Source organism: Plesiomonas sp. ZOR0011 (genome assembly GCF_000800945.1).
GTDB lineage: Bacteria > Pseudomonadota > Gammaproteobacteria > Enterobacterales > CAMTGL01 > Plesiomonas > Plesiomonas shigelloides.
The window spans coordinates 1-20,217 of the sequence record NZ_JRKB01000034.1 but is presented as its reverse complement, the minus strand read 5'-3'; the positions used below and the strand labels follow the sequence as shown (position 1 = coordinate 20,217).

The 20,217-nt window shown below is 48.8% G+C and carries 13 protein-coding genes, 1 pseudogene and 1 riboswitch; of the genes and pseudogenes, 7 read left to right on the top strand and 7 right to left on the bottom strand.

Annotation, left to right across the window (positions count from 1 at the left end; all coding sequences use genetic code 11):
• Nucleotides 1-70 precede the first annotated feature (70 nt).
• Nucleotides 71-205: riboswitch (TPP riboswitch) on the bottom strand.
• Nucleotides 206-486: 281 nt separating this feature from the next.
• A complete protein-coding gene (locus tag L975_RS05920; RefSeq protein WP_047707690.1) occupies nt 487-2,133 on the top strand; it encodes a methyl-accepting chemotaxis protein in 1,647 nt (548 codons plus the stop codon).
• 207 nt (nt 2,134-2,340) lie between these two features.
• Here the strand turns inward: L975_RS05920 and L975_RS05915 are convergent, their stop codons facing one another.
• Nucleotides 2,341-3,957 carry an NAD(P)/FAD-dependent oxidoreductase gene (locus tag L975_RS05915; RefSeq protein WP_010861864.1) on the bottom strand — a complete coding sequence of 539 codons (1,617 nt, stop codon included), beginning with the start codon at nt 3,955-3,957 and terminating at the stop codon, nt 2,341-2,343.
• A gap of 269 nt (nt 3,958-4,226) precedes the next feature.
• Between L975_RS05915 and fdxA the strand changes: the two genes are divergently transcribed.
• Nucleotides 4,227-4,550, top strand: coding sequence for a ferredoxin FdxA (gene fdxA, locus L975_RS05910; RefSeq protein WP_039045362.1), 324 nt, complete (start codon nt 4,227-4,229; stop codon nt 4,548-4,550).
• Between the two features lie 66 nt (nt 4,551-4,616).
• Here the strand turns inward: fdxA and L975_RS05905 are convergent, their stop codons facing one another.
• Nucleotides 4,617-5,351 carry an RNA methyltransferase gene (locus L975_RS05905; protein WP_039045363.1) on the bottom strand — a complete coding sequence of 245 codons (735 nt, stop codon included), beginning with the start codon at nt 5,349-5,351 and terminating at the stop codon, nt 4,617-4,619.
• Between the two features lie 230 nt (nt 5,352-5,581).
• Here L975_RS05905 and L975_RS05900 point away from each other — a divergent pair, with 230 nt between their 5' ends.
• Nucleotides 5,582-5,782, top strand: a complete 201-nt coding sequence (locus L975_RS05900; protein ID WP_039045364.1) for a hypothetical protein — start codon at nt 5,582-5,584, stop codon at nt 5,780-5,782.
• Between the two features lie 555 nt (nt 5,783-6,337).
• Here the strand turns inward: L975_RS05900 and L975_RS05895 are convergent.
• Nucleotides 6,338-6,730 carry a group I intron-associated PD-(D/E)XK endonuclease gene (locus L975_RS05895; protein WP_039045365.1) on the bottom strand — a complete coding sequence of 131 codons (393 nt, stop codon included), beginning with the start codon at nt 6,728-6,730 and terminating at the stop codon, nt 6,338-6,340.
• A gap of 411 nt (nt 6,731-7,141) precedes the next feature.
• Nucleotides 7,142-7,948 (bottom strand): radical SAM protein, encoded by an 807-nt coding sequence (locus L975_RS05890; protein ID WP_218185567.1) that lies wholly within the window; start codon nt 7,946-7,948, stop codon nt 7,142-7,144.
• Between the two features lie 349 nt (nt 7,949-8,297).
• On the opposite strand from L975_RS05890, the gene hsdR reads away from it, so the two are divergent.
• From hsdR to L975_RS05875, 3 genes are read left to right on the top strand one after another with little or no spacing between them, the layout of a single operon-like run.
• On the top strand, nt 8,298-11,132 hold the full coding sequence (gene hsdR / locus L975_RS05885; RefSeq protein WP_047707688.1) for a type I restriction-modification system endonuclease: 2,835 nt from the start codon (nt 8,298-8,300) through the stop codon (nt 11,130-11,132).
• A complete protein-coding gene (locus L975_RS05880) occupies nt 11,129-11,995 on the top strand; it encodes a glycosyltransferase (RefSeq protein WP_052181303.1) in 867 nt (288 codons plus the stop codon). The genes hsdR and L975_RS05880 overlap by 4 nt, the downstream gene beginning before the upstream one ends.
• Entirely contained in the window at nt 11,934-15,065 is a 3,132-nt protein-coding gene (locus tag L975_RS05875) for a glycosyltransferase (protein ID WP_039045368.1), read from the top strand. Before L975_RS05880 ends, L975_RS05875 begins: the two co-directional genes overlap by 62 nt.
• On the opposite strand, the gene L975_RS05870 is transcribed toward L975_RS05875, so the two are convergent.
• Entirely contained in the window at nt 14,992-16,041 is a 1,050-nt protein-coding gene (locus tag L975_RS05870; RefSeq protein WP_047707686.1) for a hypothetical protein, read from the bottom strand. The two genes, L975_RS05875 and L975_RS05870, sit on opposite strands and share 74 nt — an antisense overlap.
• Nucleotides 16,042-16,170: 129 nt before the next feature.
• On the opposite strand from L975_RS05870, the pseudogene L975_RS05865 reads away from it, so the two are divergent.
• Nucleotides 16,171-17,715 (top strand): annotated as a pseudogene (locus L975_RS05865) (N-6 DNA methylase).
• Between the two features lie 272 nt (nt 17,716-17,987).
• Here L975_RS05865 and L975_RS05860 read toward each other — a convergent pair.
• Both L975_RS05860 and L975_RS18310 read right to left on the bottom strand, forming a co-directional pair.
• Nucleotides 17,988-19,775, bottom strand: a complete 1,788-nt coding sequence (locus tag L975_RS05860) for a DUF2235 domain-containing protein (protein WP_230400784.1) — start codon at nt 19,773-19,775, stop codon at nt 17,988-17,990.
• A gap of 2 nt (nt 19,776-19,777) precedes the next feature.
• Nucleotides 19,778-20,217, bottom strand: a 440-nt coding sequence (locus tag L975_RS18310) for a membrane protein (RefSeq protein ID WP_047707685.1), incomplete at its 5' end; no start/stop codon positions are given.

The following is a 20,217-nucleotide window of genomic DNA, read 5'->3' as shown; positions in this document are numbered from 1 at the left end:
CTAATGAGTTGCCGAAATGGGTTCACCTATGCGGCATTGAACCTGCGACATGGCGTCTCAGAGGCAGAGATGCAAGATGCGGATAGTTCCCTACGTCAGTACAAACTGAATCAGGTTCTACGGGTCTCGCATACGCGATCTCAGCCTCGCAATGACATCATGGCTTACCGCCTTGTGTCACACCGAGGTTCCCCGACTATTCTCAGATGACAGCATAGCAATAGAGAGACAGACAACACCAGCGGAATATTCAGACGATTAAAGTAATCGCTGACGCACAACAGAGCAAAAAACAAACAATCAAGACATACCAAACTTACATTTGTATTATAATTGAGCATTTAACACCTATATTGACGATATCTTCTTAATATTACGCCCCCTTTGTCGCCATACAAATGGACATAGTAATCGTGACAGTATCACTGATTATCATTTTGCGCTCGCTGCTGCGCAAATAACGAACAAAGGAAAACCTGAACTGATATGCTTAAAAAAATGTCCATCATACAAAAAGTTGTAGCAGCTTTTTCTCTCCTGTTTGTTGTCATGCTCATCATGAGATTTTCCTCTGCTCATGAATTGCGCTATATGTACAATCAAACACAAAACATGACTAAAAACTCAATCCCTGCGCTAAATGATACGTCGCACATTCAAATTTCAATTGGCGAAGCACGGCGTTTACAGTTAAGTATGCTTTTAGCCGCGCTGGATAATAATACTGAACGCTTAAACGACAACATTCGTGAGTTCGAAATAGAAAAAAACGAATTCTATAAAGCCATGGATGAGTACAAATCTTTAGGTAATCATTCTGCACAAGCGCTTAGCTTGTATAACAAGATCAATGAATCAGCGACTATCTTTTTTAAGCTTCATGATCAACTACAGCAAGCTTTGTTGAGCAACAACATTCCCTTAGCAAATCAGCTAAGAAACATGCCAGCGCGTCGACAAGCTATCAGTGATGTATCGAACTACTCTGAGCAGCTTAAACAAAGAAATGAAAACTTTACACATCGCCTAAGTGCTGAGTTTACTAACACATATGATTACTCAATCAACTTGAGCATTATCGTTACCTTAATCGTATTTTTCATTTTCGCCGCAATCACCTTGATGATCACTAAAAGTATCAAAAATCCACTGAGTATTTTAATGGAGCAAATTGATAAAGTATCTAAAGGGGATCTGATCGAAAAAATAGACCTGACTAAGTTTAATAAAGACGAGTTTGGTCTTTTAGCTAAAGGTGTGGCAAGCATGCAGAATAACTTGCACAATTTAGTGAACAACATTTCTAACTCTATCTCTCAGCTCACATCAGCCTCAGAGGAGCTTAGCCAAGTTGCGACTCTTTCGGCAGAGAACATGACTCGCCAAAAAGATGAGTTAAACCAACTATCGACGGCAATGACGGAGATGCAATCCACGGTTCAAGAAGTTGCTCGTAACACCAATGACGCAGCAAATTCGGCCAATCAAGCCAATGAGCAGACATCTGCGGGAACAGATACCGTGCGCACGTCTATCGAGAGCATCAATAAAGTTGCCACATCCATCGAAGAAACCGCTGAATCTATCCACCAGCTAGATAATGATAGTCGTAGTATTGAAGTGGTTATTGAAGTAATTCGCGATATCGCCGAACAAACTAACTTATTGGCATTAAATGCGGCCATTGAAGCGGCTCGAGCGGGTGAACAAGGTCGTGGATTTGCCGTTGTAGCGGATGAAGTCAGAACCTTGGCTAAACGGACCCAAGATTCAACCAGTCAAATTAATGAGATTATTTTAAAGCTCCAACATCGCGCTAAAAAATCATCCGAGACCATGAAACAAAGCCAAGAGATGATGCAATATACTGTCAACATCTCCAATAATGTGGGCACACTCATTGATGATGTTAGCAAAGCCATTGCCGAAATCTCGCAAACAAGCATTCAAATAGCTACGGCTACTGAGCAGCAAGGTTCAGTTACCGAGGATTTAAACAAAAACATTCTTAATATTAATGCTGCATCGGAAGAGGTTTCCAACGGTGCAAATCAGATGGCAAGCTCTAGTCGTATACTGATGGATTTGTCTTATCAGTTACAAACGTTGATTCAAAACTTTCGGTTAAATTAACTTTTATTTAATAGCCATTAATTTAGCTATCACATTGAAGAGCGTCACCAATAAACGATAGCGAGCTAAGTATCAACAATGAATGTTATATCATAACTTTACTATTCATCGCTCATAATATGGCAGGATCAAAAAAGGGCTCATACGAGCCCTTTTCACTGTTACATTAACCGCAACAATATCTGCGAATTATGCTTTAGCGCACTATTACGCTTTATCACACTGCTCGACGATATCACGCGCAACGGCTTCGGCCACTTTGATGCCATCAATACCCGCCGACAAAATACCACCCGCGTAGCCCGCGCCTTCCCCTGCTGGGTAGAAACCTTTGAGATTGATACTTTGGTAATCTTTACCGCGCTTGATGCACACCGGAGAGGAGGTACGCGTTTCTACGCCTGTCAGCAGACCATCTTCAGAGGCAAAGCCTTTGATTTGACGATCGAAGGCCGGAATGGCTTCGCGGATGGCATCAATTGCAAATGCTGGCAGCGCCTTAGAGAGATCGGTCAGCTTAATACCTGGGGTGAATGATGGCTGCACATCGCCCAGTTCGCTTGGATCTCGCCCTTTCAGGAAATCACCAATTTTCTGCGCTGGCGCATCATAGTTTTCACCGCCCAGCTTATAGGCATTCGCTTCCAGCTCACGCTGTAGACGAATACCGGCCAGCGGATCGCCCGGATAATCTTGCTCAGGAGAAATCCCGACCACGATAGCACTGTTGGCATTACGCTCTGCGCGGGAGTATTGGCTCATACCGTTGGTCACCACGCGGCCTTCTTCAGAGGTCGCCGCCACCACGGTGCCGCCAGGGCACATACAGAAGCTGTATACGGTGCGGCCATTTTTACAATGGTGCACCAGTTTATAATCTGCCGCGCCTAACAGTGGATGGCCGGCATTTTTGCCAAAACGCGCTTCATCAATCATCGATTGCTTGTGCTCAATACGGAAACCGACCGAGAACGGTTTGGCTTCCATATACACGCCGCGCTCGTGCAGCATCTCAAAGGTATCGCGTGCACTGTGGCCGACCGCCAGCACCACATGGCGCGATTTGATCTCTTCGCCATTGGACAGAGTCACACCGGTGATTTGTCCATCCTCAATATGGATGTCATCCACACGGGTGCTAAAGCGAATTTCGCCACCCAATTCGATGATTTTGGCGCGCATTTTTTCAATCATGGTCACGAGTTTAAAGGTGCCGATATGCGGCTTGCTCACATAGAGAATTTCTTCTGGTGCGCCAGCTTCCACAAATTCAGTGACCACTTTACGGCCATAGAAATTAGGGTCTTTAACTTGGCTATACAGCTTGCCATCAGAGAACGTACCCGCGCCGCCCTCACCAAACTGCACGTTGGACTCAGGGTTGAGGGTACGTTTACGCCAAAAACCGAAGGTATCTTTAGTGCGCTCACGCACCTCTTTACCGCGCTCTACGATAATCGGCTTAAAGCCCATTTGAGCCAGCACTAACGCGGCAAACAGACCACAAGGCCCAAAACCAATCACCAACGGACGCTCTTGCAAATTTGCTGGCGCTTGTGCCACAAATTTATAAGACATATCTGGGGTTGGGCGTACGTGCTGATCTTTTTCGAATTTAGCCAGCAGTTTTTCGGCATTGGCAACCTCAACATCCACGGTATAAATCAGTTGGATATCGTTTTTCTTACGAGCATCATAGCCACGTTTAAACACGTTGAAAGAGATCACTTGCTGGGCTGGGATTTTCAACTTTGCCGCAATAGCGTCAAGTAGCGCACCGTCCTCATGATTGAGAGGCAGCTTAATTTCAGTTAAACGTATCATGGAATGTCTCGTGGATAAGAGGTGTCTTAGCCGGAACACGGCGTGTGGCGGCTCACAATGGCGCGCATTTTACGAGAATTCGCATTCACTGTCATACTAAAACTGGGATTGCTGCGCAAATCGGCGCTGACACGGCGTACACAAGCAATAACAAGGCCTTTGTTGAATTTTGGCGACAGCGCAGTATCATCCCCATTCTTGATTTTTCGTACACGCCACTCAACGCCTGAACGTGTGCGAAACCGCAAACTAGATTAGAGCGAACTGTCATGGCTTTTGTCGTCACCGATAACTGTATCCAATGTAAATACACCGACTGTGTAGCGGTATGCCCTGCCGATGCGTTTCATGAAGGGCCTAATTTTATGGTGATTAACCCTATCGAGTGCATCGACTGCGGGTTATGCGTATCAGAATGTACGGCACAAGCGATTTTTCAAGAAGACGAACTGGTAGGCGACCAACGGATCTTTATCGAACTGAATGCCGAGTTAGCTGAACATTGGCCCAATCTGACGGAAGTCAAAGCGCCAATGGACGACGCCGCTAAGTGGGATGGCGTACCCAACAAGCTGGATATGTTAGAAAGATAAAACAAAAAAACGTCGGATTATCCGACGCTTTTTTGTTATGACTGTTATGACTACACGCATTCAATATTAGCCGTGCAGACGGCGAATATTGTCCAAAATAATTCCGGTAGCCATCGCGACATTCAGTGATTCTGCGCCGCCAAAGGCGGGAATGGTCACTTTATCCGTCACATACTGCGCCGCTTGTTCACGAATGCCGTGTGACTCACTGCCCATCAGCAAAATCCCTTCGGCTTTAAATGCGGTTTTATGTACGCTCTCGCCTTCTAAGAACGCCCCATACACCGGCAAGTTCGCCTTGGCTAGATAGTCAGGTAAATCCACCAGAGTCACTTGAACGCGGCCAAAGCTCCCCATTGTCGCGCTGATGGTTTTCGGGTTATACGGATCAGCACAGTCATGGCTGGCCACAATATGTTGGATGCCATACCAGTCCGCAACACGGATAATGGTTCCCAAGTTACCCGGGTCGGAGACACCATCTAAGGCAATCATCAGACCTTGCGCTTGCGGTACGTTGGTTTGCGGGATCTCAACCACCGCGATAGCGGCATTGTTACTTACCAGCGTGCTGGCTTTGGTAAGGTCATCTTGCGACGTAGGGATACATTCATACTGCCCTAAGGTCGCCGCATGCTGCTCTAAAAACTCAGGAGTAGCAAAGATCTGCTTGACGGTGAGCGAGCTATTAACCAACTCCAAGACGTTTTTCTCACCTTGAACCAGGAATAAGCCGTGTACCTTGCGCTGTTTCTTCTGCCCTAAAGCACGAAGCAATTTGAGTTGGTTTTTCGAAATCATTCTGTTATCCCAGATAAAAGCGGGGAAATTATAGTGCAAAGCCCCTACTAATACCATGCACGCAACGCTGCTTTGGCTGGTCTGACTTGGACTTTGTCAGCATAAAACGTTGGTCTAGCCTTGCCCTGTTGCCACTCTCAATCGGCATATCTGCATTGATTGCGTTGGCGATTGATATTTGGGTGTACTTTTGCCATGCTCCTGCCATCAACCTTTAGGGGAAAAGTAGTATGACAACGAAAACCTTAACGCCACAAGAACAAGCGATAGCCGATGAACTCGCATTAGAGCGCATACAAGCCTTAAACAGTGATGAATATCTGGTACAGGTTGTCGATGCTAAGATTCATCGACTGGAAAGCCATGTGAAAGCCTATTTTGAACAGCGTTTTGCATTTCACAGCAAGCAACGCGATAACGATCAGGCTTGAAGATGATGCGAGTGTCCACCTGCAACAATGCAGGTGGATTGATCTCTTGCTCATCGGATACCCAAGCTCAGCAGCTAAAGGTTATTTCCAGCCTATCCTCTTTCATCCTATGCTCATTATTCCCGCAGGGCTGACAGCACATTCACTACGTAAGTAAGAGTACTTTACCGACCGGATCGCGATTTTAGCTTTAATGCTCATCCACTCATCAGCACCGTGCTGCGTGCCTCTTGTATTCGCAGATACTTTCTTGCCCCTTACAACTACAACACAAAAGGATTATGCAAAATACTCGCAGCATATGCATTCAGTAGTTGGTAACGGGAAAGATATTCAGAAAAGTGAATAAAGCAAAAAATCATTTTAGGAAACATTTTCGGAAAATAACCGGAGTAGTTAATTTAGAGCGACATTATGATTGATTGGAATATGGTTAATTTTGCGGCTTTAGATGGGATGTTTTGGCGTGATGCGCATAACTTACTGATTTTAAGACACAAAAAAACCACCTTACGGTGGTTGATTTGTTGTTCAGCATGCTTGGCGGGTGTCTAATCAAATCTTCGCAAACGCCGAATTAAAGTTTTTCGAGTGTTGATGAAATCTCACGTGGCCTTTCTGATCCAGTTTAACGCGTCCTTGAAATGCGGGAGTAATGTACCCCCAATTACCAGCGCGCGAGAAATACAGCACATAGTCAATTTTATCTCTGGGCCATTGAGCTTCAACCACTGTGCTTTCATCGCTGGTTTGCACTGACTTCACCTGGATGCGGTAAAACGCCTTTCCATCGGAGATAAGTAAGTCCGTTTTACTGCCATGATCAGTAAGAGGCATAAACACTTCCCAGCCATCAGCTTGCAGCCAGGACGCAGCTAAAGTTTCATAAGAGACATTTTTGAAAAACTGAGCAGTTTTAGCCGGAGTATAGGTTTGTTTGATGGGCATAATGATGATCCTGAATTAATACCCCGTCGGCTAATGGCTGCTCGAACGGTGCAGAAAGCCCCAAAAGGAGTCTTTCAATCAGGATCCACAACTACGCATCTTGCAATAGTCCATGGCAAGGCGGCCAAGCCTGGATTTCGGAACGCCCCATACTTTCCATAAATGCCAATTCAGTGTCACACTGGTGGATCGCGGTGTAATGTTACGGCTAAAAATATAATTGGCTATTATGCCACCGTCAAGTCCACTAACTGGCAGATGCCGCATCGTTTCTTTACCGGCCGTTGGTGTAGCTAGGTGTAGTCGTCTGTGGACCTTAACATCCAATCCCAAAGTCTGCCAACGTCCGCGAAAGTCTACGCTTGTCTGCTGAATCTCCAGGTTAAATTAAAAACCACATTGCTGGGTCTATCATCGATTTTGCTGCCAATTTTGATAAATTTTTGTCCAAGAAGGAGACGTAACTTGATTCAACAGCTTCGGTCTTAATTTCTCTGGGACATAATGACCATCACGAAAACGACCACATAGCTTGCAGTTCCTTTCCAAGAGATCTCGCATGTCATCATTGAGTTCTGGTAGATGTTTTCTGCCTATACCTGCTTTAGTTACCCGATCAATACCGCCTGCAACTGCGCATGGGTAGTAGCCCTGAGGAGTTAAACCCAAGCCACAACTATGCATAATGTCACATCCATTTTTGAAGTTTGAATACCGGTATTTAGCGTCGTCACAAGGGGCAGAGTTAAAAGGACCAAAGGTTGGTTGGATATTGTTATTCTTGGCAGAGTTTTCGATGTCGATATTCGCTGGAAGGCTTGCCAAGACTTTAGCTACTTTGGGGCCAAACCCGTTGGTTACTAATTGAATAACATCAGCAAGGCCATGATGCTGTAGCTTTGATAGCTCTTCGATAATTTCGTGAAAGTCGGGGTGTAGCGTCGGTTCCCCGCCTAATACGCGAATCCTTCGCCAGAACCTTTTTTTTTCAATAGATTCAGCCACAAAGTCTTTAACAAGTCCAACAGATATATGTTTTGCTTCGGGTGCTTGTGCAGAAGAGCGATTGCAGTTTATACAGCGCAGATTACATTGGTAAGTGATATCAATTTCAATCAGATCATTTGATGGTGAATATTGGTATCCAATAGCTTTTGTCGTGACCTTCAGTACCCGAAACCAACGGTACAATGCTTGAATCTTGAACTTGATTTTCACCAGCCATACCATTCGAGTCGGGTAGTTTCTCGGATAGTAAAACCCCCCTAGCCTTGGCTTTCTGAATAGCATATCCCCCCCTATAATCGCTAAGCTCTACAAAAGATAAATAATGATATAGTGGCTGACGTAACATTTAAATAAAGAAGATGGATGTCTTTGTAGAAAACACTATGAAGCATTCCAGCCCACGCATTTTATAAAGCAGGTAATGGATTCAGAGGGACAACATTGCTATTAGTAGCTCCCAAATAGTGTCGTAAAGCTAACAGGCTGGTACAGAAAGGATTTGTTGTGGCAAAATCACGACTTAACCTCATGCCGAGTTTTGATTGGGAGTGCGCCCGGGGTGGCCGTCGAAAAGAATATTTTGAGTAACTTGTCTTTTCTTAAAGAACACGAAGATGTTTTTTTTGAACTTGCCTATGGGGCTGAGCGCTCTTTCTCCTCCGAACCAAACACCACATTAGTCAAACTCAGACAACTAGCCGAGGCCTTCACTCAGGATATCGCTGCTCGCTGTTGTCTGACCTTTGATGAGCAAACCACTCAGGCCGACTTGTTATTTCTTGTTGGTCGGCAACTCCAGCTGGAACCTTTGGTGCTCAAACTGTTCCATGGTCTGCGTAAAGCGGGCAATCTGGCGGTGCACCAATTTAAAACTCAACACAAAGAGGCGCTGGCAGGACTTAAAGTAGGTCGCGATTTGGCGGTTTGGTTTCATCACACCTTTGGCTCGGGAGGTGAATCTTTTACGCCGGTTCCCTTCGTTACGCCTAAAGATCCCAGTGAAGAGCTCAGTGCACTGCAGGACCAAATTGCCCAGCTGAAAAACCAGCTATTGCAAGCCAATTGCAAACTTGAACAGAATACCGAGCTGACAGGACTATTACAGCAGGAAAAAGCTGAATATCAGCAACTGGCTGAATTAATGGATACCGAGTCAAAAGCACTCGAGCTCCAGGCCAAGACTCACGAGGACGAACTCAAGCAAGAAAGCTTTGGTTACCTAAAGCTGCATCCCTACCAGCAAAAAGCTATCGAAAAGGTTGAGATAGCGCTTGAAGCCGAACAGCGCGAATGTTTACTAGCAATGGCTACAGGTACCGGTAAAACCCGTACCATCATTGGCCTCATGTATCGCTTCTTAAAAACTGAGCGATTCAAACGCATTCTGTTTTTGGTCGAGAGAACTGCATTGGGTGAGCAGGCCACAGATGCCTTTAAAGAGGCAAAGCTTGAGCAGAACAAGACGCTGTCCACCATCTATAACATCGCCGACCTGGAAGACATGGCGGCTGAGGCTGAAACCCGCGTTCAGGTCGCTACTGTGCAGGCCATGGTTAAGCGCATTTTTGCCAGTGATGAGCCGCCCACGGTGGATGAGTTTGACTGTATTATCGTCGATGAAGCGCACCGCGGTTACACTCTCGACCAAGAGATGACCGACGGCGAAATCGAAATCCGTGATGTCGACCAATATCTGTCCAGCTATCGTCGGGTACTGGAGTATTTTGACGCCATCAAGATAGGCCTCACCGCCACACCGGCAAAGCACACCTGTGAGATTTTCGGCAAACCTGTCTACCTCTATTCCTATCGTGAAGCAGTGGCCGATGACTGGCTCATCGACCATGAACCGCCCATCCGTTATCAAACTATCCTCAGTCAAAATGGCATCAACTTTGAGAAGGGTGAAACTGTCACTTCAATCGATATTGCCACAGGCACTATCGAGTCGGCAGAGCTTGAAGATGAGCTGAACTTCGATGTAAACGCCTTTAACAATAGGGTGATTAACAAGAATTTTAATCGGGTTATCTGTCAGGCACTGGTGAAGGAGCTGGACCCCTTCGGTGACGAAAAAACCATGATTTTTTGCGCCACCGATCTGCATGAAGACATGGTTAAACGCATTCTGGATGAAGAGTTTCAGGCCATCTATGAGGGTGACTACAAGCAGGCTGCCGTGGCCAAAATTACCGGTAAGAGCGACAAGGTCTCCGAGCTTATCCGTCGTTACAAAAACGAGCGTTATCCCAATATCGCCATCACAGTAGATCTGCTCACCACAGGTATCGACGTCCCCAAAATTTGTCATCTGGTGTTTATGCCTCGGGTCAAGTCACGCATTTTGTACGAACAAATGGTTGGCCGCACCACTCGTCGCTGCGACGAAATAGGTAAAACCGTATTTAAAATCTATGACCCGGTAGACATTTGCGCAGCACTCGCCGAAGTCAACACTATGAAGCCGCGGGTGAAAAACCCAAATATCACGATTGAGCAGCTGATTAACGAGTTAACCGATGACACCCTGCTTACCAAGGCAATGTCAGTGCCGGGAGATATCTCCGGTGAATCTCAGGCCGACTCAGTACTCAGTCAGCTCAGCCAAAAGCTGATGCGGGTACTGCGCAAGGCTGAAAACAAGGCCGAGCGTTATCCAGCACTGAGGCAAAAACTCGCAGACCTAGGTAATAGTTGGGGGGTTGAGCCCGGAAAACTCCATCAACACCTGCCCCCGATGGGGCCGAAACAGGCCAGCGATTTTCTCAAACAGCATAGCCTTATCGAGCAGCTCGAGCAGGTGCAGGCATTGGTTGGCAGTGAATATCGCCCTGTGCTGCCAGAACACGAAGATGAATTGACAGATCGCGAACAGACTTACGGCAGTCACAAAAAGTCTGAAGATTATTTGAGTGCCTTTGATGACTATATCCGAGCTCAGATAAACCAGCATGCAGCCTTAATGACGGTAGTTAACCGTCCCAAAGATTTGACCCGCGAACATCTGAAAGAAATTCGCATGCTGCTCGATGGTGCCGGTTACAGTGAGACCAATCTCAACACTGCCTGGCACGGCAAAACCAGTCATGAAATTGCGGCTGGCATCATAGGTCACATTCGCTGGGCAGCATTGGGCGAGCCTCTCATTCCGTTTGATGAACGGGTATCTCACGCCATGCAAAAAATCCATCAGGCCCACGATTGGAATCCCAATCAGCGCAGATGGCCCGACCGGCTAGCCAAACAGTTGGTACATCAGGTCATTCTCGACCGTGAAACCATTAACCAAACACCGGCATTTGAGGGGGGAGCCAAAAGGCTTAACCAGATCTTGGACGATCAGCTCGATACCGTGCAGCAAGAGCTGGGTGAATACCTCTGGGAGGCCGTATGAGCCATCCGCTGGTCGTCTTGCTTGCTTCGCGGCCAACCCTTGAGTACCTGTTAAAAGTTTCGCTGCCAAGTGTGGCAAGCCAATCGCGCCAGCCGGATGAGGTGGTTATTGTTGCTGACAAGACGCCCTTTACCTATGTTCAGCAGCAGGAGATAGCGCAATGCCTGCCCGGTATCAAGATTACATTCCTTCATAACCAAAGAGATCCGGGGGCCGCAGGCACCTGGAATACCGGGCTCGATTATTTGCAGGCCAACTATCCTGAAGCATGGGTCGCCATTTTAGATGATGACGATCTGTGGCAAACTAACCATTTACAGCGTTGTGTTGAGCTGGTGGCGGACGATGTAGACGCGGTTATCTCGGGTATTGAAGTTCGTCGGTACGGTGAAACGCTTGCGTTAAATATACCCAAGGATCTCGAATACACGGATTTTCTGGTGAAAAATCCCGGCTGGCAGGGCTCGAATACCTTTGTCCGCTTAAGCGCCATTCAGGCTGTTGGGGGCTTCACCGATGGTCTGGTGAGTTGTAATGACAGAGACCTCGCTATTCGCATGTTACTGTGTGCACCAGAGCGCTTCCGGTACACAGGTATCATCACCACTATATGGCATTGTAATCAGACAGAATTAGCACTTTCGGCGCCCAACTCACCGCAAAAACGTAAAGGATGTGCCCAGTTTTTATGGTTGCACGGACATCGGATGTCGTCTGCAGATAAGCACGCATTCTTTCTGCGCGTAAATGCGCTGTTTGGAATAAGCGAGTCCGACGTCATAGAAGAACTTCGAGCAATGTATGGATCAATTATCAAACTATCTCCCCAAAGCCCCTGCGGTATATCAAGAAACGCTCTGTAATCGCAATCAAAACAGTCTTCAGCAAGCCGAAGCTGAGTACCGTGCTACGCCGGTACTGATAACCATTGCCCATAAAAACCAACCGCAACTGCTTGTTCGGGCGCTAAAAAGCGCTGTTGCGCAAACCCTAATCCAGCAAAAGAAAGCGCAAATACTGGTGTTGGACGACAGTTCAGAACCTGGCTGGCAAACGCATGTCCAAGAGTATCTGTCACATCCGTCGGTCACCCTCATCAGCGCCGAGTGTGGATCGCCCGCTCGGGCGCGGAATCTGATGCTTGATTGGGCCGACGACAATCCGGCAATTCATTGGGTGGCACGACTCGATGCCGACGATGAACTGGCTTATCCCGACAGTCTCGAACGCCTGTGGCTATCGGCACAGCAGAAGCCGTGCGTTGCCGCCATTGGCAGTAACTACTTGCGGATTGGCGATACAATTCTTGATAGCGCTAATATTGCAGATCCATCCGAGCTATTGTCTCCCCAAGCCCTGGCGGGATTTATCGAAAACTTTGCCGAAGGCCGGCAGCAACGGGAATTACCTTCGTGTAATTTACTCCTCAAAACCGGACTTGGTCTCAGGTATCCCAATATTCGCAGCGCCGAAGATCACTGGTTACTAACCCGCCTGCTGATGCGCTTTGGTAATCAAGTGGCGGTCAACCCTTCACCCGTTTATGCCATCTATTCACTATCAGGTAGCGATACCGAGGCAAATAAACAGCAATCGATTTGGCAGGAACAACGAACCCGCCTGGCCAGTGCGGCCAGCAGCTGGGCAGCGCTTATCAGCCACAAAAGAGATTTGCTTGGTGTCGGTATGGAAGGCGCAGTCTGGCGCCAGCACAATCAGGTGATAAAAGAGTTTTATCCCTGGGCAATAGATGACGCCGACGTCAACCGCTTACAGCAACGCCTTGCCCCCAAAAACCTGCCTATCCCCAAGGTTCGCTGGCGCAAATGTGATGGACGCTGGCAGTATCAAACCCCTTATGTACCCGGCCGACATCCCGGCGAGCGCCTTACCGAATCCCAGGTCAGTGACTTTCTGTTGGCCATGTACCAAAACGGTATCAGCGCCCTCAACATCAAGCGGGAAAACCTGCTGCTGACCCAATCCGGTGAGCTGCTATACATCGACATAGGCAAAGACATCCAGCCCCTCACCAGCTCCAACTTTCAGGACATGTGTGCCCGTCTGTATTCAATCGGCTTACTTGGCAATAAAGATGAGGAATGGGTGCGCAGGCTAAGTTTTCGCCGCCAGGATGAAGCGCTTGAGGCCCTGCCGGGCTTTGCCGCTTTTTACAGTAAACTGATGGCAACCCTGCACCCACATTGCCAGCCCAACACCTTAAGCCACTATGCCTGGGCTACAAATGCGTTTCAGCCTGAATACCAGGCGGTTGCAACCAATGTCAGTCTGCTTATCAAAGCCTGTGGTCAAGATGCCCAAAGCCTGACAGCCCAAGTGCAACACATAGTCACTCATTTGCAATACCCAGTCAGATTTGCCAAAAAGCTGTTGCTGATAGACACCCATAAGGGTGATTTTTTAAGGCAGTATTCTCCGGCAAACCTTGCCGCGGTCATAGCACAGGCCGAAGCTCTGAAACAAGCAGGACTCATCGATGAAGTCCTGCTCTCCCCCAAGTGTCAGCACACTATTGGGGCAACCTATCAGCGCTGGTTTGGGTCAGAAGATAAGCGCGAGCAAACCAATGCCGAGGTTCTCCACACCCACACAAAGGATAACGCGCCGCTCTTTCCCCAAATCTGGGCCTTTGAGCAAATAGGCACCCGTTATGTGCTCCAGTGCGATCTGGATGTCATCATCGGCAAGCGTGACTGGCAGCACGACTACCTGGCCGACATGCTCTATGCTGCCGAGCCTGCTTCTGTGCTAGCCGTGGGCTTTAACATTGCCAAATCCACCACCCAGTTTTTGCCTTACCACGGCGAGCCAGGCGAGTTTGCGCCTGAAGTCAGACTGGGACTGCTGGACCTTGAGCGCATCAAAGCACGGCTGCCCATAGCCAATCCCATCAGCAATGGCAGGTACACGCTAACCTGGCAAAGGGCGCTGCAGGCATACATGAAAACCCACCAGCTTCACGCCCTTCGTGGCGGCGATCCGGCTACCTTCTACGTGCACCCGCGCAATGAGCACAAACATCTGCCTTCTATCGCCGTTGCGGCCGATATCATTGCCCAGGGCCGTGATCCGCTCATCCAGCAAGAAGAGTTTGATTGGCAGCCACAGGCTGGCTGGCACTATCCCAAACGCAGCGAACCCTTGGTGTTCCTACTCAAAGGCCGCTTTACCGACCTAAACTTGCTGGCTCGCTGCCTTAATTCCCTGCGTGCCCAGCACAATCAACACTTCGGCGTGATTCTTATCGATGATGCCAGCAGTTGGGCCCATAACTGGTGTTATCCGCTGTTGTTGCAGGAGTTCTGGCCGCGCACAACCCTGGTGCGTCATTTAAACCATCAGGGGCGCATGCCAAACTTTCTGCAGGCCATCAATGACCTGTGTGAGCACGACAACAGCCTGATTGCGGTATTGGATCAGGATGACTGCCTGATGCACCCAAGGGTGGTGGATTTGTTGCTGAAGGCGAGAGCCGAAGGGGCCGATTTGATTCAAATGCCCATGTATCGCCCCAACAAGCCACTCAGGTTATACCGTCCGGATTATCGTGCGCCTAGGCAGGCTACGGGAGGCAATGTCTGGAGCCACCTGCGGGTGTTTAACAGAGGTTTGTTCCGGCAAGTGCCCTTAGCCTATTTCCAACGGCCCGATGGCGAATGGTTCGATACGGTGACTGACTATCTCACCATGTTGCCCATGGCAGAGCTTGCCTCAAACCCACAGTATCTTGACGATGGTTACGCCTACTGGCACCTGCGCCGTGATTATGGCAGAGAGGAAAAGGCACGGGAGCAGCAGCTTATCAAGGAGATTCTGGCTAAGCCATCCCTGAGCCCACTTAAGCCGCAAGGCCCCGAGAGCGAAGCGCCAGCGTCTGCCACAGCCACGCGAGTGCGTAATGTACCTGACTGACCCAGACCGACACCTCGTTATCGTAAAGCCACCACAGTGAGGTCTTTTGCACATCACGCGGCAGAACAAACAACCTTTCTGCCGCAATCAGTTTATCGAAGCCTGATGTGTTGTTGCCTGATTCTGGGACCTCTGAGTCGATGTCGCCAGAGCCGTTATTGTATGGAGCAGGAGCGCCGCTAAATGCCTCAAGCCAATGGCTGGTGTTGGTGCCGGCCAGTTGCCGCCATAGCTTGCGGCCTTCGGCTTTGTTGCAATGTTCAAGCTGCGTCAGCGCCGCTAAAGGACATGACCTGATAGGAGGCTGCCACCTAGTGGGCGCTTGAGTTATCAGCGCTGGCAGCCAAAAGTCAGGCCAATCAATCACAGCGTGGTCATTACCCGTGCCAAACAGCAAGTCCATTGCCAATCGCCGCTCACCCAGCCAGTTATGGAACGCCGCTGCCAGTGGCATCCGCGCACTTAACTCCGGCGCTCTTATCAGTGATGGCAACAGGTTCATCTGGCAAACGCGCACGTTAAGCCCCGCCTGGCCGTAAAGGCACCCCAGCACCGCAAGGCCGGATGAAGGCCAGGCGCCAAGTATCCTCGTCTGTTTTTGCGCTACTCGGCTTAAGTCTCCAAGCAGCGCCATATCGTTGGCATCAGCGCCGTCTGCTCTCAGGGCAAAGTGCCGTTCATGTCGTGATGCGGACGCCGCCCAGCGCCTGCCAAACTCCCACTGTTCTGTAACCTTAGGCTTATTTTGCTGTCCGGCATATTGGGTAGCGTCAAAGACCGCCGCCTGCGGCAGTTTGGCCAGATACGCACCGGCAAGCTTGCCGTTAAACACCGTCAACGCCCGGGTGCAGCCTGGCTGTTGCCGACCATTAAAACGGATATACAGCGCATCCTGAATGGGGGGCTCTTGCCCCGGACCATTGCCTATGAGCACAACCTGTGCGCCGTCAGTCAAAACCTGCTCCTGCAAGGCCATTACCACTCTCCTATCGTTCACTTTGCCAGTCCAAAGGGATGCCATAGCATCCAATGGATTTATAAGCTCAATTCATTATCTACGCGCCAAAACAGGCCACTTTTCGCCAGCCCCACCAGGGAACTCCTCATGACCAACAACGATATTGTTCAGAAACTCTGGAACCTGTGTGATGTGCTGCGCGACGACGGCATCAACTACTAAGATTACGTCACCGAGTTGGTGCTGTTGCTGTTTATCAAAATGGTGCACGAGAACGAAGAGTCAGACTCCCTCGCGGCTCACACCCTGCCGGAGCATTGCCGCTGGCCGCAGCTCTCTGGCCTGAACCTCTTGAACCACTACCGTCAGATGCTGCTCGATTTGGCCAGAGACGAAGATCTGCTCATTGCCGCCATCTACGCCGACGCGCAAACCCGCCTGCGTGAGCCGCGCCACCTAGAGCAAATTATTCGCTCACTGGATCAAATCGACTGGTTCAGCGCCAGCAAAGATGGCCTTGGCGATCTCTACGAGAGGCTTTTGGAGAAAAACGCCGGCGAAACCAAATCCGGTGCCGGGCAGTACTTTACCCCAAGAGCGCTGATTAACAGCATGGTGCGCTGTATCCGCCCTCAGGCGGGTGAGCTTATCCAGGACCCGGCAGCCGGCACAGCGGGCTTTTTGATTGCTGCCGATCAGTACATCAAGGCTAATACCGACGAGCTGTTTGATTTGACCGCCGATGAGCAGCGCTTTCAGCGCCAAAAAGCCTTTGTCGGCATTGAGCTGGTGCCCACCCCCCGTCGCCTGGCACTGATGAATTGTCTCTTGCACGGCATGGAAGACGACGATGAAGGCGTGGTGCATCTGGGTAACGCCCTTAGCGATGCAGGTAAAAGCCTTAACGCCGCTGATATCATCTTAGCCAACCCACCCTTTGGCACCAGCAAGGGCGGTGAGGCCAGTATCACCCGTGATGACCTTACCTTCGATACCAGCAACAAGCAGTTGGCATTTTTGCAGCACATCTACCGCAACTTAAAGCCCGGTGGCCGCGCCGCCGTGGTGCTGCCCGACAACGTGCTGTTTGAAGCCGGTAAGGGCACCGACATTCGCCGCGACTTAATGGGCAAGTGCAACCTGCATACTATCCTGCGCCTGCCCACCGGCATCTTTTACGCCCAGGGCGTAAAAACCAACGTGCTATTTTTCACCAAAGGCAGCAGCAAAGACAAATACCAGCAAGAAAACTGCACCAAAAATGTCTGGGTCTATGACCTTCGCACCAATATGCCAAACTTTGGCAAACGCCCCCCCTTTGGTAACGCGGATCTGGGTTTTGCAGCTGGTACCTTTGCGACGGACCCACATCTGGGCCCCTTCGAACGGGTCTATGGCGCCCATGCCGATGGCTCCGGCCCGAGGGAAGAAGGAGAGTACAGCTTGGGCGCCGAAGAGGTTGAAATCGCTGACACCGACGAAAATCAGGGCATGGATAACAGGCTGGTACACTCCCGTTGGCGCTGTTTTAGCCGCGACTAGAGCCGTGACCACAAAGGCGACTCGCTGGATATCTCATGGCTTAAAGACAAAGACAGCGTCGATGCCGCCAGCCTGCCCGAGCCCGATGTGCTGGCGCGGGAAACCAAAGCGGAGCTCAGCGCTGCGCTTAAAGTGAATCGCCACCAATAAACTAGACACTTCCCAGTCCTTTCTTTTACCGGAGCTGCTTGCTTACAAAATGGACTTTCCACATCTACTTTAGCCATCAGGTTATCTTTGATTAAAAGATGTGGTTTATCTGATTATCACCGGGTCGAATACATGAGCATGTATATCTCTATTCAGTTCCTCTAGGAGCCACTTTTAGCCACAACAGACTAAGGTTGGCGTATTTAACATCAAAACACATGGCGATACCAGCACGTGGCATACGGCAAACTTCGTAATTACATCAATCTTTCTTATTTTGATAAACTACCTTTATTCAGCGTTGTTTTGGCTGTTTTAGATTTAGCATCAGCCTCCACCTTTTCGATACCTCGAGGAATGAAGAAACGACCTTGCTCAAAATGTTGAGATAACGTTACAGTCTTGATTTCATCCGCAGTGAAATCATGCATGAAATAATTGAAAAATGCGGCAATCAGCGGCGGAGTCTTCTTGGCCTTATCTTGGGCTCCGGAATGAACAACCTTGATGGCAGCTTTATGCGCAATACTGCCCGGTTTTCCTACTGAACCATCATATCCGCCTAAAGCATTGGAAGTCGCTCTCAGATATTGACTGGCTTCAGCATACACTTGAGCGAGCCAGCCCCATTGCTCGTCAATTTGGCTCCGCTTAGCGAAGTCCCATAGGCCCGCATTTCTTTTCAGCTCCATATACTCATGATACTTCTCACCAAGCCAGTCAGCGTAGGCATAAAGGTGGATCTGGAACCCCTCGGGTGAAGGATGACTACCGTAAGGGTACTTAGCTGTAACCCACTTCATATACCCCTCACTAAAATGCTGTACCGAATGCCCTCCCAGACTGTCATGCATAATGAAGTAGCTAGCTATCTTACGTGATGTCTTCTCTAGCGTTCGAAAGTTAGGTAATGGTACTTGAGCAGCGCGGGCAGCGTTATACATCGTGTGCAACGGCACTCGGCAAAGTTCTGCACTGGGGCGTTGTTCGTTAGGCAATAGCCCGCCCGTGACATCTTCACTGATGCCAGGACAAAGCTCTTCTTTCCAGCCGGTCTTTAGTTGACCAAGAGGAAGGAGTGGGCGATACACTCGTCGCTCATGAGCCGCAACTAAATGCAGCGCCCTCTTCACTGCTGAATGAAGTGGTTTGTCAAAGTCGATGATTTTCTCGCCAAATGCTACTGTTAGTGGTTTTGCTGCCTTAACGAACGTTTCAGCTACGTCGGCCAGAATGCTAACGCCCTTTCCAGGGTCCAATCGGCCTCGAGGGCTACAATCAAACAAACCCGCAAAGATAACTTCAACCTTACTGTCTTGATAAAAATAGTCGTTACCGATTTTAGTGCAAACCGACTCCAGTAGCTCATCGACAAATCGGCGCGCCAAGGTTGCGCCTAAATCGGCACCAAAGACAGAGACTTGAATTAACTTAATAGGAAGCTGGTTTAGCTTTTTACTGTCAGCTACGTTTTGCTTAAACTTGTTTTTCGCAAAATCAACCCTCGCATCAACCCCCGTCATGAATGTAGCTGCAATGAGTGAATTATCTCGGATTGGTGCGGCAGCCTCGAGCACTGTACGCGTGGCGCTCTTTTTTAAGGCATCCATAGAGGCATCAAAACTGCTTTTGAGGCTGAGTAAATCACCTAATTTGTTGTGAAGAACTTTACTCCAATCCCCTTTGGTGGCATCAACAGCGGTGTCTTTAACCTGCCCGACGAAACCATCAATATAATCGCCGGCTAACGCTTGTTGCCTAGCATCCATAATACTGTGCAATCGTTCAATAGCAGTATCTTCAAGTAATGTGCCTAGACCAGGAATGTAAATGGCTGAGTAAATATAGTTAGAACTAATTTCTGCCTCTCTACGTTCTGGATGAGCACGGAAAAGCCGACCAACGTTAGTCAGTCGTAAATCATCCTCGTCTGCATAAATATTTCGCTGATTACCATCAAAGAAAAAGCTAATTTGCAAGGCTAATGAGCATGTCCCGATCCCCGCTTGATAAAGACTTTCTTCTCGCGATACTCGGTAGTTCAGATCATCCCTATCCACTATTATTTCCTCTCGCGATAAATCCTAAATACGTCTTGCATATCAATATGACAACTAATGGCCCAACGCACCATGGGGGTATTGTCAGGCAGCATCAAAACACAAAAATCGTTCTGCCCTTTCTCTCGCTTAGGCATGGGCAGGGTAATGGTATGTTTTTCAAATTTGTAACCGGCCTTTTCTTGTTCTTCGGTCATATCAAGCTCCCAGTCGATTTTTACCGTATTGCCTTCAATCCGATAGGGGCCGGCTGTTTTTCCTCCGACATTCCAGCCGTTGAAAGCATCAGTATTTCCGCCCATATTGCCGTTGACATATACATAGCTAATCGGTCTATTCATTACTGACATAATGATCAACGCTGCGCCACCATGGCGCTCTTGTACCAAGAAAACCCATCCCAGCCACAAGACTAGGGCCATGGCTGTAAACCAACGCAGCC